14 protein-coding genes are annotated in these 16980 nt (G+C 34.0%); 6 read left to right on the top strand and 8 right to left on the bottom strand.

From position 1 onward, the window contains the following. Window positions 1-5 precede the first annotated feature (5 nt). From AAON49_RS14260 to AAON49_RS14235, 6 genes are all read left to right on the top strand, one after another. Window positions 6-1769 (top strand): TonB-dependent receptor, encoded by a 1764-nt coding sequence (locus tag AAON49_RS14260; protein WP_349555542.1) that lies wholly within the window; start codon window positions 6-8, stop codon window positions 1767-1769. Window positions 1770-1796: 27 nt separating this feature from the next. Next, the gene (locus tag AAON49_RS14255) at window positions 1797-2642 is read left to right on the top strand and encodes a metallophosphoesterase (protein WP_349555540.1); all 846 of its coding nucleotides are present in this window, start codon (window positions 1797-1799) and stop codon (window positions 2640-2642) included. Between the two features lie 262 nt (window positions 2643-2904). Then, window positions 2905-3441 carry a hypothetical protein gene (locus tag AAON49_RS14250; protein ID WP_349555539.1) on the top strand — a complete coding sequence of 179 codons (537 nt, stop codon included), beginning with the start codon at window positions 2905-2907 and terminating at the stop codon, window positions 3439-3441. A 108-nt stretch (window positions 3442-3549) separates the two neighbouring features. Beyond that, on the top strand, window positions 3550-4980 hold the full coding sequence (locus tag AAON49_RS14245; protein WP_349555537.1) for a M20/M25/M40 family metallo-hydrolase: 1431 nt from the start codon (window positions 3550-3552) through the stop codon (window positions 4978-4980). 4 nt (window positions 4981-4984) lie between these two features. After that, a complete protein-coding gene (locus AAON49_RS14240; RefSeq protein ID WP_349555536.1) occupies window positions 4985-6601 on the top strand; it encodes an amidohydrolase in 1617 nt (538 codons plus the stop codon). A gap of 13 nt (window positions 6602-6614) precedes the next feature. Further along, window positions 6615-7166, top strand: a complete 552-nt coding sequence (locus tag AAON49_RS14235) for a hypothetical protein (RefSeq protein ID WP_349555535.1) — start codon at window positions 6615-6617, stop codon at window positions 7164-7166. 88 nt (window positions 7167-7254) lie between these two features. Here AAON49_RS14235 and AAON49_RS14230 read toward each other — a convergent pair whose 3' ends face one another. Genes AAON49_RS14230 through AAON49_RS14195 form a run of 8 tightly spaced genes read right to left on the bottom strand, consistent with a single transcriptional unit; the run spans window position 7255 to window position 16937 of the window. Beyond that, on the bottom strand, window positions 7255-10419 hold the full coding sequence (locus AAON49_RS14230; protein WP_349555534.1) for a S41 family peptidase: 3165 nt from the start codon (window positions 10417-10419) through the stop codon (window positions 7255-7257). Window positions 10420-10473: 54 nt separating this feature from the next. Further along, window positions 10474-11271 (bottom strand): tryptophan synthase subunit alpha, encoded by a 798-nt coding sequence (trpA, locus tag AAON49_RS14225; protein WP_349555532.1) that lies wholly within the window; start codon window positions 11269-11271, stop codon window positions 10474-10476. Window positions 11272-11274: 3 nt separating this feature from the next. Beyond that, the gene (gene trpB / locus AAON49_RS14220) at window positions 11275-12459 is read right to left on the bottom strand and encodes a tryptophan synthase subunit beta (protein ID WP_349555530.1); all 1185 of its coding nucleotides are present in this window, start codon (window positions 12457-12459) and stop codon (window positions 11275-11277) included. Window positions 12460-12510: 51 nt separating this feature from the next. After that, window positions 12511-13134, bottom strand: coding sequence for a phosphoribosylanthranilate isomerase (locus tag AAON49_RS14215; protein ID WP_349555529.1), 624 nt, complete (start codon window positions 13132-13134; stop codon window positions 12511-12513). Window positions 13135-13136: 2 nt separating this feature from the next. Next, window positions 13137-13922, bottom strand: coding sequence for an indole-3-glycerol phosphate synthase TrpC (gene trpC / locus AAON49_RS14210; protein WP_349555527.1), 786 nt, complete (start codon window positions 13920-13922; stop codon window positions 13137-13139). Between the two features lie 60 nt (window positions 13923-13982). Continuing rightward, entirely contained in the window at window positions 13983-14969 is a 987-nt protein-coding gene (trpD, locus tag AAON49_RS14205) for an anthranilate phosphoribosyltransferase (protein ID WP_349555526.1), read from the bottom strand. Continuing rightward, window positions 14966-15544: an anthranilate synthase component II gene (locus AAON49_RS14200; RefSeq protein ID WP_349555524.1), complete on the bottom strand. Its 579-nt coding sequence runs from the start codon at window positions 15542-15544 to the stop codon at window positions 14966-14968. The genes trpD and AAON49_RS14200 overlap by 4 nt, the downstream gene beginning before the upstream one ends. Window position 15545: 1 nt before the next feature. Then, the gene (locus tag AAON49_RS14195) at window positions 15546-16937 is read right to left on the bottom strand and encodes an anthranilate synthase component I family protein (protein ID WP_349555523.1); all 1392 of its coding nucleotides are present in this window, start codon (window positions 16935-16937) and stop codon (window positions 15546-15548) included. Between the last annotated feature and the right edge of the window lie 43 nt (window positions 16938-16980).

Here is a 16980-nt window from a genome sequence, read left to right as displayed (position 1 = left end):
AATTGATGAAAAAGAATGTTATACTAGTATTCGTATTTGTTTTTGCTTCTGTACAAGTTTTTTCTCAAAAGAAGCCAAAAAAGAAAAAAGACACACTTTCGCCTACAGTAGTTACGGTAATTACATCCTATACTCCTACCATATCAGACGCTTTTAAAATCAAAAAGAGTCCGCGTATTGTATTGAGTAAAAACTCGCAAAAGCAAAAATTAACATACAAGATTTTTTCTGCTCCTGTAGCCTCTACTTTTGTTCCTAAAAGTGGAGTTGTAAAAGGAATTGATGTTGGAAAAAAAGAGCGTTTATTTGAAAATTATATCGCAGCTGGTTTCGGTAACTATACCACACCTTTCGTAGAAGCTTTTTTACATCAGAACAGTAAATTTGATAATGATTATGGTATTTATTTAAAATACATTTCATCAGAAGATGGTGTAGAAAACACACCTTTAGACAATGGATACACCAATTTAAAAGTTGGAGCCTATTATTTACAAGAAGAACGTTATTTTACCTGGAAAATAGGAGGAAATGTAGAACGCAACAAATACAATTGGTACGGGTTACCTTCTATTAGTTTTGATGCTCAATCTATTGCTGCTATTCAAGAAGAACAAACCTATGGTTTGTATGAATTAGAAGGTGAAATTGCTTTTGAAGATTCTTATTTTGATGATATCAAAGCATCCATAAGTATGTTTGATGACAACTTTGGAAGCAAAGAGATACGATTTACCTTACAACCTAATTTTAAGCTTCCCTTAGACAGAATTAATAGACGATGGAAAGATTTGGACTTAAAAACTTCCATCGATTATTTAAAAGGCGAGTTTGAACAAAATTACAGAGATGCAACCAATGTAACTTATAGTTTTTTAAATGTTGGATTGAATCCAACTTACAGATTAGATTGGAAAGACCTCAATGTAAAATTAGGAACCAAAGTTTACCTATCTTTTGATATAGAAAATAGTTTAACCGATTTCTTAGCTTATCCTGATATTCAATTAACATATCCTTTAGTTTCTAACTTAGCAAATATCTATGTTGGTGCTGGTGGTGATTTGCATATGAATTCGTTTCAAAGTTTAAGTGAAGAAAATCCATTTGTTTCTCCTACTCTATTTCTAACGCAAACCAATGAGCAATACAGTGTATTTGGTGGAATTAACGGGAAATTTTCATCAGATGTAAGCTTTAATATTAGAGCAAGCTATAAAAGTGATGAAGATAGAGCCTTATACGCTAGAAACAACTCGAAATCCAATGGTGTTTTTGATGCATTCAATCCTTTATTAGGGTTTGAGTATGGAAACTCTTTCAGTGTTTATTATGACGACATTAAAACCCTGTCTATTTTCGGAGAGTTGGAAATAGATGTTACCAAAAGATTGGTGATTGGAGGAAATGCTCAGTTCAATTCTTACACAACTACCAATCAGATTGAAGCTTGGAACTTACCAACGATGGAAGGAGCTGTTTTTGGAAAATATAAAAATGATAAATGGTATGCATCAGCAAATGTTTTCTTTGTTGGAGAGCGTAAAGATCTTCTCTACACAGGAACTTTCCCTTCTACCTTTGCAGGAGTTCAAACTTTAGATGCTTATGTAGACGTAAATTTAAATGGGGGGTATCATTTTAATGATTTTGTTTCCGCTTTTATCAAGCTAAACAATGTGTTAGGTTCAGATTACGAAAGATATGCTAACTTTAACGTGCAAGGATTTCAAGTACTAGCTGGCTTTACTTATAAGTTTGATTTTTGAGAGAAATCTCTAGAAAACTATAAAAAATTGAGAAGAAGAAAATTTATTAAAAAAAGCGCTCTGGGCTTGCTAGGCGCTGGATTATTTACTAGTCTTTATTCATGGCAGATAGAACCTTTTTGGCTTGAATTTGTAAAAATTAAAATGCCTATAAAAAACCTCCCAAAATCTTTAGAGGGAAAAGTTTTAATGCAAATCAGTGATGTACATGTAGGAAATCGATTTGACTGGAATTATTTAATAGAATCGTTTAAAAAAGCTCAAAAATTAAATCCTGATTTTGTTGTTTATACTGGTGATTTTGTGAGTTACGAAAATGATGAACAAATCCGCCAATTAGAAACTGTTTTTAAAAATGCTGTTAAAGGATCATTGGCAACTGTTGGTGTACTTGGAAATCATGACTACGGCCATAATTGGTCGCAAGCTGATGTTGCAAATACAATTATAAAAACATTAAATGATTCAGGAATTAAAACTCTTAGAAATGAACAAGAAGATTTTCAAGGTTTAAATATTATAGGAATTGACGACTTTTGGGGTATAAATTTCAAACCAGAAAAAGTTATGAATCGCTTAGACCCAACAAAAGCAAATCTGGTTTTATGTCATAATCCTGATGTTTGTGATCTTGATATATGGAATGGTTACAAAGGTTGGATACTGTCTGGTCATACTCATGGTGGTCAAGTAAAACCTCCCTTTTTGCCACCTCCGGTTTTACCTGTTAAAAATAAAAACTATACTGCTGGTAAAATTCCTTTAGAAGACGGAAGAACTCTTTATATAAATAGAGCATTAGGTCATCTTTGGCAAGTGCGTTTCAATGTGAGACCAGAGATTACATTATTTGAGCTCTCCTCTATAAATTAAATGTATCTTGAGGAAAATAGCTCTTATTGTAATATTTATCTTGCTAACCCTTTCAACCCAAATCGGAGGGGTAGTTTACCTTATCTCTATTTTTGTAGTCAAAAAAAATAAGAAACAATATCGCCTTAAAAGATTTCTTGTGTTTACTGTTATTTATCTTTTCGCCACTTATTTAATAGTTCCTTACACAGCTCCTATTTTCGGAAGGGTTAAAATTAAAAACGCCTCAACAATTCAATCACATAATTTCTTAACAAAACTTATGAATAGAAATTATGTATCGCCAGAGCTCGAAGATGTTATTGTAGAAATTTCTGAGGAAATTAGTGTGAAATACCCAGAAATACAACTTATTTATTTAGATGCTAACTTTCCTTTTTTTGATGGATTTCCACTTCTTCCTCACCTTAGTCATAATGATGGTAAAAAAATAGATATTGCATTTATCTATAATGGCGAAAATGGAAGCCCAACAAATGACAAACCTTCAAATAGTGGTTACGGTGTTTTTGAAGAGCCTAAAGAGAATGAATTTAACCAAACTGAAAATTGTAAAGAAAAAGGAGCTTGGCAGTACGATTACCCAAAATATTTAACCTTCGGCACCAATAGTAACCTAACATTTAATCAAACAGCAACAAAAAAACTTATTGAGTTGTTTGTCCAAAACAAAAATGTCAAAAAAATATTCATTGAGCCTCATCTTAAACAAAGAATGAATCTGACCTCATCAAAAATACGCTTCCAAGGTTGTAAAGCTGTTAGACATGATGATCACTTGCATGTTCAGGTGAATTAACAATCCAACAAGCTTCACAATTCTGTTAATTCTCAAGGAAGCAGAAATCAACATAAAAAGTTCTCCGAAACTTTCCGTAAATTTAGCTCTCAAAAATTTACACAACCCATGAAAAAACTTATGTTTTTAGCAATAACAAGCCTTGTTATTGCTTGCCAACCAAAAGAAACATCACCAAACAATTCTGCTGCTTTATCCGCAGAAGAAAAAATAGATTCTACACATATTAAACAATTCTTCAACACTGCCTTAACACAAGGCCAGTCCTACGAGTGGCTTCGAGATTTAACTCAAAATGTTGGAGGAAGATTATCAGGATCTCCTGAAGCAGCTAAAGCCGTAGCTTGGGGCGAAAAGGTAATGAAGGAAGTAGGTTTAGACTCTGTTTGGTTACAACCTGTAATGGTCCCTCACTGGGTTCGTGGTGAGAAAGAAGAAGCTCATTATACTGTAAACGGAAAGAAGAAAGATGTCCCTATTTGTGCTTTAGGTTTCTCTATAGCCACTCCTAAAAATGGAGTAACTGCTGAAGTTATTGAAGTGAAAAGTTTGGAAGAAGCAGAAAAGTTAGGAGACAAAATGAAAGGAAAAATTGTCTTCTTTAATGGTCCGTTTGACAATACATTAATCAACACATTCAGAGCTTACGGAGGTTGTGTGGGGCAACGTGTTTTTGGAGCAGCAGTTTGTGGAAAATACGGAGCAAAAGGTGTTATTGTTAGATCAATGACAAATAGTATAGATGATTATCCACACACAGGAACCATGAGCTACAGAGATATTCCTAAAGAACAATATATTCCTACTGCTGCAATTAGCTCAAGAGCAGCCGAAAATTTAAGCGCTGATTTAAAAACAAATCCTAATCTAAAATTCTACTTCAAACAAAGCTGTGAGACTTTACCCGATGCGCCTTCTTTTAATGTAGTTGGTGAAATTAGAGGATCTGAAACTCCTGAAAATATTATTGTGGTAGGTGGTCACTTAGATTCTTGGGATTTAGGCGAAGGCGCTCACGATGATGGAACAGGCGTTGTACAATCATTGGAAGTAGCGTATTTATTCAAGAAGAATGGAATCCGTCCTAAAAATACCTTGCGTGTTGTCTTTTTTATGAATGAAGAAAATGGAACTCGTGGAGCGAATGAATATGCTCGTTTGGCTAAAGTAAATAAGGAAAATCATATTGGCGGTTTAGAATCTGACGCCGGAGGTCATACTCCTAGAGGGTTCTCTATCGATGCAAATAACAAAAACACCAAACTCTTACAAAGTTGGAAAAAACTGCTAGCGCCTTATGGATTGCATGATATTGATAAAGGAGGAAGTGGTGCAGACATTTCTCCTTTAAAAGGTGAAACGGTTACCTTGGTTGGATACAGACCGGATAGTCAACGTTATTTTGATTACCATCATACATCAAGAGATACATTTGATAAAGTAAACAAGCGAGAACTAGAGCTAGGAAGTGCTTCTATGAGTAGTATTATTTATTTGATGGATAAATATTTGTACAACAATACGCCTATAAAACCTTAAAACAATGAAAAAACTTATTTACATTTTTGGGCTTGTATTATTAGCTTCTTGCTCTCAAAAGAAAGTAGATTTAATTGTTACAAATGCTAATATCTATACAGTAGATGATTCATTTAGCAAGGCAGAAGCTTTTGCTATAAAAGATGGGAAATTTGTAGCTGTTGGTAGCACTGATGAAATCACAAAAAAGTTTACTTCTACAAACACTGTTGATGCTGAAGGACAAACTTTAGTTCCAGGTTTGATTGATGCACATTGTCATTTTTTCCGTTACGGATTGCAATTGCAAAAAGTGAGTTTAGAAGGAACAAAAAGCTACGATGAAGTCTTGCAAAAGATCTCAGATTTTATTGATGAGAAAAAGGTAGATTATGTAACGGGTCGCGGTTGGGACCAAAACGATTGGGAAGTTAAAGAATTTCCTACCAAAGAAAAATTAGATAAATTGTTCCCAAGAATACCTGTAGCAGTAAGACGTGTTGATGGACATGCATTGTTAGTGAATGAAGCTGCCTTAAATTATTCTGGATTGTCTGAAACCAACTTCCCTAAAGATGTGACTGGTGGCGAATTTATTACCAAAAACGGAAAACTAACTGGTGTGTTGATTGACAGAGCGATGAATTACATCAAAATGCCAAACACTTCTACCAAGGAAGCTATTTCTGGATTGATGGATGCTCAGAAAATTAATTTCAGTTATGGATTAACTACTGTTGATGATGCAGGGTTGGCTAGAAAAGAAATCGAATTGATGGACAGCTTGCAAAAAACAGGTGATTTAAAAATGCGTGTGTATGCTATGGTTTCTGCATCACAAGAAAACTTAGACTACTACACCAAAAAAGGAATTTATAAAACGGATCGTATGAATGTGCGATCATTCAAAGTATATGGAGACGGAGCTTTAGGTTCTCGTGGAGCTGCGATGAAACAATCGTATAGCGATAGAGCGAATCATTTTGGCGCCTTAATTTTTTCTCCAGAGAGATATCAGGAGATTGCCAAACAAATTGCTGCTTCCGATTATCAAATGAATACGCATGCCATTGGAGATTCTGCTAATTATTGGGTTTTAAAAGTGTATAAAGATGCATTAGGAGATGCCAAAGACAGACGTTGGAGGAATGAGCATTCTCAGATTGTAGACATAAACGATTTTGAGCTGTTTAAAAATGTCATTCCGTCTATTCAACCCACTCATGCAACTAGTGACATGTATTGGGCTGGAGATCGTGTTGGTGCAGATAGAATTAAAGGTGGATATGCGTACAAGAAATTATTAGACACCTATGGTAAAGTAGCTTTAGGAACTGATTATCCTGTAGAACAAGTCAATCCTTTTTTAACATTTTATGCTGCTGTTGTAAGAAAAGACATCACAGGGTATCCAAAGGATGGTTATCAAATGGAAAATGCATTATCAAGAGAAGAAACTTTGAGAGGCATGACCATCTGGGCTGCTTACTCGAATTTCGAGGAAAATGAAAAAGGGAGTATAGAAGTTGGAAAATTTGCTGATTTTGTGATTCTTGATCAAAACATCATGGAAGTAGACGAAAACAAACTTTTCAATACCAAAGCTGTAGCTACCTATTTGAATGGAGAGAAGGTTTATTAAAATATATTCTAAAATGAAAAAAATACTCTTAATTACTTTTTTGATCTTTTTTAGTCTTAATTCAAATGCTCAAAACTTTAAAACTTTATTCAACAAAGTTGAAAAATTTAAAACCCAAGAAGAATTTGACAGTGTAGATAAAGACATTTTGGAAGCTATAAATTATCTACTCACACACAAATACAAAGAAAAAACAGAAAATTATTTTTATGCTTTAAAAAGTATGATTGATTGGATGGATGGAACATCTAAATATGCTATTATACTTGGCGGAAAAATATCTGATGACATTGGCACGAATAATTTGATGGTAAATATGTACATGGCAAGCATGGCAAAGTACTTATTGGAAGAAAGATTCAACAAGAATAGATATATAGACGTTCAGAAGCAGAAAGATAAAAAATTTATGGAGAGGGATAATGTTAGAGAGATTCAATTAAACGGTGCTAAAATACTGTTTAATTATATAGAAAATTATGCAGAAACAAAGATCAACAAGAAGCTTAAAAAAGCTGTGAGAGCGTATAAAAAAGATAAACTATATGAATACATGTACAATTAAATATTTTTAATTGATTATCCCTTTAGATATAGTAATCAAAAAAAGCCGAAGTTGAACTTCGGCTTTTTTGTTATCTATATTTCGAATATTATCTTACTTCTTTTAGAAGAACATCTACCGCTTTTTTCAACTGATCGTCCTCTCCTCTTGCACCCCATCCTGGAGCATTTTTTACTAGGTAATCAGGAACTGCAGGTGCATCATTTTCCATATTTTTTCCAGATTTCTTTACATACCACGCTCTAAATGGCATACGAACAAATCCTTTAGTTAATCCGTAACCTCCTGTAGAGATTACAGCACCAAACGTAGGTTGACCTACTAATTTCCCTAATCCTAAGTTCTTATATGCATGTGAGAAGATCTCTGCATTGGAATAACTATTCTCATTACATAAAGCAATGCTAGGTTTTGTATTTACAGACAAAATAGCACGTTCGTTAAATGGATAGTTTCCAGCGAATTTCTTATTCTCTTTTTGTAAGTTTTCTGCCGCTCCTCTTGGAATAGTATAGGCATGTTGATCTACATTTAATACAGCCATCAATCGGTCAGTGGTCCATCCTCCACCATTATAACGTACATCTATTACAATTCCTTTTTTACCATATCCACTTGCTTTGAGTTCACGTTCAAAACGCTCAAAACTTGGAGCATTCATCCCTTGAATATGGATGTATCCTAATTGTCCGTTTGAATATTTGTCTACCAATGCTTTTCTAGAAGCTACCCAAGCTTCGTATTGCAGTGTACGTAAGCTTCCAGAAGTTCTTGCCACAACTTCTTTACCGTTGTCTAAGGCTAGCAACACTTCGTCTCCTCTACTATTCTTTAATAAGCTATAGAAATTTGTATTTGCTCCTACTTTCTGTCCGTTTACAGCAGTAATAACATCTCCAACTCTAAGATTTACTTTCGATTTATTAGCTACAGAATTCTTTAATACATAGTCTATTCTTGCACCTTTGGATGTATTTTTTACTTCTACGCCAAGCAGTCCAATATTATCGCTATTGGTTCTTTCAGAAGTTCCTGCACGATAACCCATATGACTAGCATTCAATTGCCCTAAGAGCAAGTTAAAAATAAAGCTATAATCTTGCTCAGTACTTGCTTTTAATGCTAAAGGTTTGTACTTCTTAATCAACGCCTTCCAATTGTATCCATGGAAATTAGGGTCATAGAATCCCATTGTTAACACACGAGTTCCTTCTTCAAACATTTGCTCATTCATCGCTTTGAAATCTTCTCTATATTTAGCTGAATGTGGTAATGAAGTTACTCTATCTGATTTTGGATTTAATTCTTTCAATCTTCCCGCCGAAGTGAAATAGAACTTTCCATTAATCTCTGCAAAACCTCCAACTCTTGATGTTCCTTTGATTGCTTTCGGGCTTCTTCCATCAATCTTTACTTTGTAAAAACTTCTGCTATTTGTAGCTGGGTCTGTAGCAGAGTAGTAAATGTTTTTACTATCTGGACTAAACACGCCTCCAAACTCATCATCCGGTAAACGAGTAATGCGTACCAATCGATCAAAAATTCTGTCTCTATCAATCGTTACTTTTACTTTCTTTTTCCCTTTTGACTTTCCTTTTTTCGCTTTCTTCTCTGGGTAATAGTCTCCATCTTCTCTATCAGTTCTAGAACGTTCCCAGTCTTCTTTTTTCAGCCAAACCATCCAAACATCAAAATCAATTCCACCTCTGTTTCCACTTCTGTTAGAAGTAAAGGCAATTTTCTTTCCGTCTGGACTCCACACTGGTGAGAAATCACTTCTAGGGTGCATTGAAACATTAAATTTGTCTTTTGGATTGTCTACGGATTGAATAAAAATTTCACTATCAAAATTTAAATCTTCCTGTGAGTATGCTAAATATTTACTATCTGGACTCCAACTTACTCCTTCTGCAGCTGCCCATCCTGATGAAAATGCTTTTGGATTGATAATTTTTCCATCTTTGATGTCTGCCACCATTAAATCTCCGCGGCCAACTCTATAAGCAACTTTCTTATGATCTGGTGAAACCAATAGTTCGTATACATCTTCTTTGCTCTTTGTTAACTTTTTGGTTTCTATCTTTAAGCTTCTTTCTAATCCCACCAAAGTATCTTTTGATGTGGAAATATAGACCTCATTGTGTCCATCTCTATCAGAAATAAAGATGACTTCTTTATCACTTATCCACTGTGGCTCACGATCTCTAAAACTGTGATTACTTACATTATTAGAGCGTCTTTTGTCTTTGTTATTTGCTTTTACAAATATTTCCCCATTGATTTCCATTGCAACTAACTTCCCATTAGGAGATACATCAAAAGATGAAATTCCTCCAGAAGTTGTTGTTGTTTTTTCTTCCTCAAAACGATAATCAGTTGCCAAATTCAAGGATAACTTCTTAGTAGATCCGTTTTTAATTTGATAGACATTGAATGCTGTAGAAAACACAATTGTTCCATTATCACTTACCGAATACGAAACTACCCCGTCTCTCCTTTGATTGGTTATTTTTTGTGGTTTTCCTTGCGCAGATCCATCACTAGAAATACTTTGCTTGTAGATATTATATCGTCCGCTTTCTGCTCCTATATAATATAAATTTCCAGCTGCATCCCATTGTGGTGAATGGTCATTTTTTGCCGTATCTGTAATTTGCACATACTTTTTGGAAGCTGTGTTATAAATCCAGATATCACGTTGAGCCGACCCTGAATAATCTTCACGGGAAATACGACAAGCTCCTTTAGCGTAGGCTATAAATTTTCCGTTTGGAGAAACAGTAGCCATACTTCCTAAAGCAGTTATTAATCTTTCTGGTGTTCCTCCATTAGCACTTACTGAATAAGTTTGCGCATCCCATTCTGGTCCTTTTAAAACACGATTGGTTGTAAAAACAATTTTATTTCCTTTTGTCCAATCATAGGGTGTGTCTGTTGTAGGATAATAGGTAATCTGTTGGGGAGTACCTCCGTTTTTGGAAATCGTAAAGATATTATTAGCTCCTTTTCTGTTTGAACTAAATGCTAATTGAGTTCCATTATTATTCCAAATAGGATTTCCTTCATAAGCTTCATGAACAGTTAACCTTTTGGTCTGTTGTGTGTTTAAGTTATAGGTCCAGATGTCGCCTTGATAAGAAAAGGCTAGTTCTGATGCATCAGGACTAATACTGGGCATTCTAATCAAAGAGCTTTGTGCAGAGACAAATCCAGTAACTAGGAATGCTAGGGCTGTTAAAAATTTAGATGACATTTTGTTTGGTTTTTATAAAGTTCAACAAGTTAGAACTTTAATTAATGAAAAATATCATTTTAAGATTTTCTTAACAGGTGTTTTTTTATCCAAAACAGAATTTACAAATTCACTAATTTTTTCAACTCCTTGTTTTTCTAAATGCTTGATGAATGCAGATCCTATAATGGCTCCATTTCCATACTCACAAGCTTTAGAAAAGGTTGCTTTATCTGAAATTCCAAAACCAATGATTCGTTTACTTTGTAACTCCATGGATTTAATTCGTTCAAAATAGTTGATCTGCTCTTGAGAAATCTCACCTTTAGCTCCAGTAATTGAACTAGAAGCAACCATATAAATAAAACTCTTAGTAAAGGAATCGATTTTCCGAATTCGTTCTTCGGAGGTTAATGGAGTGATTAAAAACACATTGTTGATTCCATATTTATTGAATAGCTCTTGGTAATGATTTTCATATTCAATCATGGGTAGATCTGGAATGATTACTGTATCAATACCACAGTCAACCAACTTCTGACAAAACTTATCTTCGCCATATTTTAGCAATTGGTTTAAATAACCCATTAAAACTAAAGGTGTTGTATTCGTCTCTTTTATTTCTAATAATTGATCAAAAACAATATCTAGATTGATTCCGTTTTTTAACGCCTTCTGACTACTATTCTGAATAGTTGGGCCATCAGCTAACGGATCTGAATAGGGCAATCCTACTTCAATAAAATCTACACCTGATGAACTTAATTCTTGAATTATTTTTGTTGTGTCATCTAACTTGGGAAAACCAGATGTAAAATAAATCGACAAAAGTTGAGAGGATTTCTTTTCTATTAAACGTGCAATCGAATTCATCTTTTATTCTTCTAAGCGTTTGATATAAGTTTCTAAGTCTTTATCTCCTCTTCCTGAGAGATTTACTACTACTACTTGATTTTTTTGAAATTCTATCTTAGACAAAACAGCTAACGCATGAGCAGTTTCAAGAGCAGGAATAATACCTTCAATTTTTGTTAATTCATAAGCTGCTTGCAAAGCTTCTTTATCGGTAGCATTCATAAACCTTGCCCGTTTAGTTTCATATAAATATGCATGTAAAGGTCCTACCCCAGGGTAATCCAATCCTGCCGAAATAGAATATGGTTCTACTATTTGTCCGTATTCGTCTTGCATTAAAATAGTCTTGCTTCCATGAATGATTCCTACTTCGCCCAATTGAGAAGTCGCGGCACTTTCCCCCGAATTCACTCCTAATCCAGCAGCTTCAACAGCAATTAATTCCACATCTTCTTCATCCATATAATGATAGAATGCTCCTGCGGCATTACTTCCTCCTCCAACACAAGCAATGATAGTATCAGGATTTTCTTTCCCTGTTTTTTCCTTCAATTGCCATTTCATTTCTTCTGAGATTACAGCTTGTAAACGCGCTACCATATCTGGGTGCGGGTGTGGCCCCACTACAGATCCAATTAAGTAAAAAGTTTGTGGATTTTGAATCCAATAACGAATAGCTTCATTGGTTGCATCTTTTAAGGTTTTACTACCGCTAGTAGCTGGAACTACTTTTGCTCCTAGCATTTTCATACGAGCTACATTGGGAGCTTGACGTTTGATATCTGTTTCACCCATAAATACCGTGCACTCCATTCCCATTAATGCACAGACGGTGGCTGTTGCCACTCCGTGTTGACCAGCTCCTGTTTCTGCTATGATTTGAGTCTTTCCCAACTTTTTTGCAATCAAGATTTGTCCAATAGTATTATTCACTTTGTGTGCACCTGTATGATTTAGGTCTTCTCTCTTTAAATAGATATGAGCTCCGTATTTATTAGATAATCGCTTTGCATAATACAACGGACTAGGTCTTCCTACATAATCTTTCAGTAAGCTTTTATACTCTTCTTGAAATTCATCAGATTCGATGATTTGCATGTAATTGTCTTCAATCTCTTTCACATTTGGATATAATAGTTCGGGAATGTAAGCTCCTCCAAATTGCCCAAAATATCCGAACTCATCAGGTTGAAATTTTGATTTCATAGTATACTTTAGTTGATGTGTTTAGTAGTTAATTCGTTTATTTCTTAAAACTTATAAACCTTTAAACTCATTTTTAAATTTTTTAATCAATTTTATATTCTTAACTCCAGGTTCAATTTCAAACCTACTGTTGATATCAACTGTATGAATTGGCAAACCTGAATTTTTTATTTTTTTAATTTCTTCAATATCATTTGGACCAATACCTCCGCTCAAGAAAAATGGTTTTTGATATGGATATTTTTTTAAAACCAACCAATCAAATTTTACACCATTACCACCTCTTTCTTTTCCTTTGGTATCGAATAAAAAATAATCTACTTCATCTTTATATGATTCTAATATTGAAAAATCGAAATCGTCTTTGATTCCAAAAACTTTGATAATTTCAACATTCTTTAAATGACTCTTTATTTCTTGAATGTATTCAATAGTTTCATCACCATGTAACTGAATTGCTTCTAGTTTATACTCTTGAACAAGCGAGACTAGAATCTCAATAAATTCATTTACAAAAACACCTGTTTTCTTTATAGTCTTTGGTATTTCAGGAATAACACCTTCGAAATTTCTTGGTGATTGTTCATAGAAAATAAACCCCAAATAATCAGGTTGTAATTGAGCAACTGATTGTAGATTTTCTACATATTTCATTCCGCAAACTTTCAGTTTCATACTTATCTAATTTGACTGATAAATTCTTCACATGCTAATCCTGGATTCTCTTCTTTCATAAAGTTTTCGCCAATGAGAAAACCTTTGAAGTTGTATTCTTTTAATCCAGTGATAATTCTAGGGTCACTAATTCCACTTTCAGAAACTCGAACACAACCTTCAGGAATTTGATTTGCTAAGCTGATAGAATGTTCTAAGTCTACTTCAAAAGTTTTCAAGTTTCTATTATTGACTCCAATAATCTTATTGCTTAATTCGATCTTCTCTAAATCTTCTTGCGTATGTACTTCATATAAAACTTCCATTCCTAGATCTTCCGCCAATTTTCCGTAATTCTTTAGTTCTTCTTTAGTTAAACAAGCGGCAATTAATAAAATTACATCTGCTCCAATTGCTTTGGCTTCTACAATCTGAAATCCGTCTACAATAAAATCCTTACGTAGGATAGGCTTTTCTGAATTGACAGACCTAGCTTGCATTAAATCCACCATCGTTCCTCCAAAAAATGAAGTATCTGTAAGAATGGATTGTGCCGCTACATTGGCATCTAAGTATCCTGTTGTTACTTCTTCTACGCTTACTTTATCATTAATAATTCCTTTGGATGGTGATTGCCTTTTAAACTCAGCTATGATTCCCGTTGAATAAGGTTCTAATAAAGATTTTCTTAATGAAATTGGTTCTCTTTTAAAGTTGGGACTTTCTACCAGTTTCTTTATCGGTACATCTGATTTAATCTTTGCTACTTCTTTTTTCTTAAAGGCTATTATTTTGTCTAGTATTGTCATTATGTTTTTTTGCTAGTTAATGCGATTGAGACCTCTCTACTAAGCTCGAGGTGACATTATTTAATTTACCAATTTATCTAAACATTGTTTTGCTTTTCCTCCTAGTAATGAATCCTTTGCAGATTCAAATACTTCTTCAAAAGACTTACTGGAATCAATAATTTTTAACGCGAAAGCTGCATTTGTGAGCACAACATTATTCTGTGCTTCGCTTCCATTTCCATCTAAAATGTTTTTGAATATTTTTGCGGCATCTTTTACTGAATTTCCTCCGTAAATATCAGATTGTAAAATTCGTTTTTGGCCTAATTCTTCGGGAGTGATTAATTGTTCTCCTTGTTTTGTAAATAATTTAAAACCACTTGTTAATGAGATTTCATCGTATCCATCTAAAGCGTGAATAATTCCATAATTAGAATCCTCTTCTTGCAGAATATAATTGTACAAGCGAGCTACTTCTAAATTGAAAGTGCCCAGCATAGAGTTTTGAGGTGAACTTGGGTTTACCAAAGGTCCCAACATATTAAAAAAAGTTTTTAAAGCCAAGGCTTTTCTTGTAGGTCCAACAGCTTTCATCGCAGGATGAAACTTAGGTGCATGCAAAAAACAAATATTGGCTTTTTCTAAATGATTCTTTAAGGTGTCTTCATTATTAGTAAACTCGTAACCGAAGCTTTCAAGCATATCTGAAGAACCTGATTTTGATGACACACTATAGTTTCCGTGTTTAGCAACTTTTTGTCCGGTTCCTGCTACTACAAAAGAAGTTAATGTAGAAATATTAAATGTATCTTTTCCATCGCCTCCAGTACCAACAATATCAATAGTTTCAAATTCTGAAAGGTCTACTTTTACTGCTAACTCTTTTAATGCTTTTCTAAAACCAGAAAGTTCATCTACAGTTATAGGACGCATCATGAAAACAGTCATGAATGAAGACAAATGAGCATCGTTATATTTAGAAGCTGCTATGTCTAATAGTACTTCTTTTGCTTCAGATTCTGAAAGTCGTTTGTGCTGATAAAGATCGTTCAGAATTGCTCTCATAATGTATGTGCTTTGATAAAATTAGATACTATTTTTTCTCCCACTTCTGTTAAGATTGATTCTGGATGAAATTGCACAGCGCTAATTGCATATTCTTTATGACGTATAGCCATAATACTTCCTGCTTCATCTTCTGCAGTTACTTCTAACTCATCTGGAAAATCATTTTTAGCGGCTATCCATGAATGGTAGCGAGCTGCTGGGAATTCTGATGAAACACCTTGAAAGATTATTGCGTTAGGCTGTGTAATTTTCATATCAGTTGCAACACCATGAAAAACTTCTTCCATATTAATTAAACTTCCACCAAACACTTCGGTAATAGCTTGTAGTCCTAAGCAAACTCCGAAAATGGGCTTTTTATTTGCGTACATTTTAATAGCGTCTTTTAAAATTCCTGCTTCATCAGGAATTCCAGGACCTGGTGATAACATAATTAGATCATATTGATCTATTTCTTCTAATTCTATTTCGTCGTTTCTAAAAACAGAAGGTAATTTCCCTGTAATCTTTTCAACCATATGAACAAGATTGTAGGTAAACGAATCGTAATTGTCTATGATGAGTATTTTCATTTTAAATCTTTTCGGCTAAAATTAAAGCCTTTTTCAACGCTGCTAATTTGTTATTTACTTCTTGTAGTTCTTTCTCTTCGTCGGAATGAATTACAATTCCAGCTCCTGCTTGGTAGTATAATTTGTTTTGTTTACTTACAAATGAACGAATGGCTATGGCTAAGTTTACAGAGCCATTCAAACCAATAATTCCAACAGCACCTCCATAAAACCCTCGAGACTGATTTTCGTATTTATCAATCAATTCTAATGCTTTGTATTTTGGTGCTCCGCTTAAGGTTCCTGCAGGAAATGTATCTCCAACAATTTTAATTGGATCTCCTTTGATCTGTCCTTGTACAGTAGATACCAAATGAATCACGTGACTAAAAAACTGAACCTCTTTAAACACCTCTACATTGACATCATTAGCATGTTTGCTTAAATCATTTCTTGCCAAGTCAACTAGCATTACATGTTCAGCTGTTTCTTTTTTATCTTCAGAAAGAATCTTTCCCAATTTTATATCTTCTGCAATATCTCCTGTTCTACGAAATGTTCCTGCAATGGGATTGATGACTGCCTTTCCTTCATTTACTTTTATTTGTGCTTCAGGCGATGATCCCATTAATTTAAAACTCCCATAATCAAAATAGAATAAATAAGGAGAAGGATTAATAGACCTTAGAGCTCTGTATACATTAAACTCGTCTCCTTTAAATGATTGTTGAAACTGGCGCGAAAGAACTAATTGAAAAACGTCTCCTCTCTTGCAATGTGATTTTGCTTTGGTTACATATTCTTTAAAATCTTCATCGGTACAGTTAGAAGATTCTTCTCCAACAACCTCGAATTTTTGCGTATTAAAAGCTTGAGACTTTATAATGGTTTCTATTTCTGAAATTCTTGCTTGTGTTCCTTCTTCAACATTTTCTATCAAGGTCATTTCATCGTTAAAATGATTAATCGCTATGATAAATCTGTAAAAACTGTATTGCATGAAAGGAATGGCAGATGGTGCTTGAGGAGTATTAAAAGTGATATTCTCAAAATACTGCACACTATCAAATGTTGTGTAACCATATAATCCATTAAATGATTTTAAAGATTCATCACAATCTAATTCTACAGCATTTGTAAAATCTAAGAACTGTTCATAAAAGTCTTTGTTGATAGCTTTCTCTGTTTGTAAAGCTCCTTTGTAATGAGTAGAAAAAATATGATTTTCCACTTTCATACTCACAACAGGCTCTATACAAATAAAAGAAAAACTCTCTTCTTTGCTATGGTAATCAGAACTCTCTAAAAGTAATGTATTTGGATATTTGTCCCTAAATCTCAAATACAAACCTACAGGGGTTATTGTATCTGAAATTTGTTTACTACTCTTTGTTTTAAATGTTATTTTTTTCATTATTCTTTAATAATGTCAGGTCGAGCGCAGTCGAGACCTATTC

The sequence above is a fragment of the Pseudotenacibaculum sp. MALMAid0570 genome, from assembly GCF_040151415.1.
Taxonomy (GTDB): Bacteria; Bacteroidota; Bacteroidia; order Flavobacteriales; family Flavobacteriaceae; genus Polaribacter.
The sequence above is the reverse complement of the archived record's forward strand: the minus strand, read 5'-3'. Positions and strand labels throughout refer to the sequence as shown.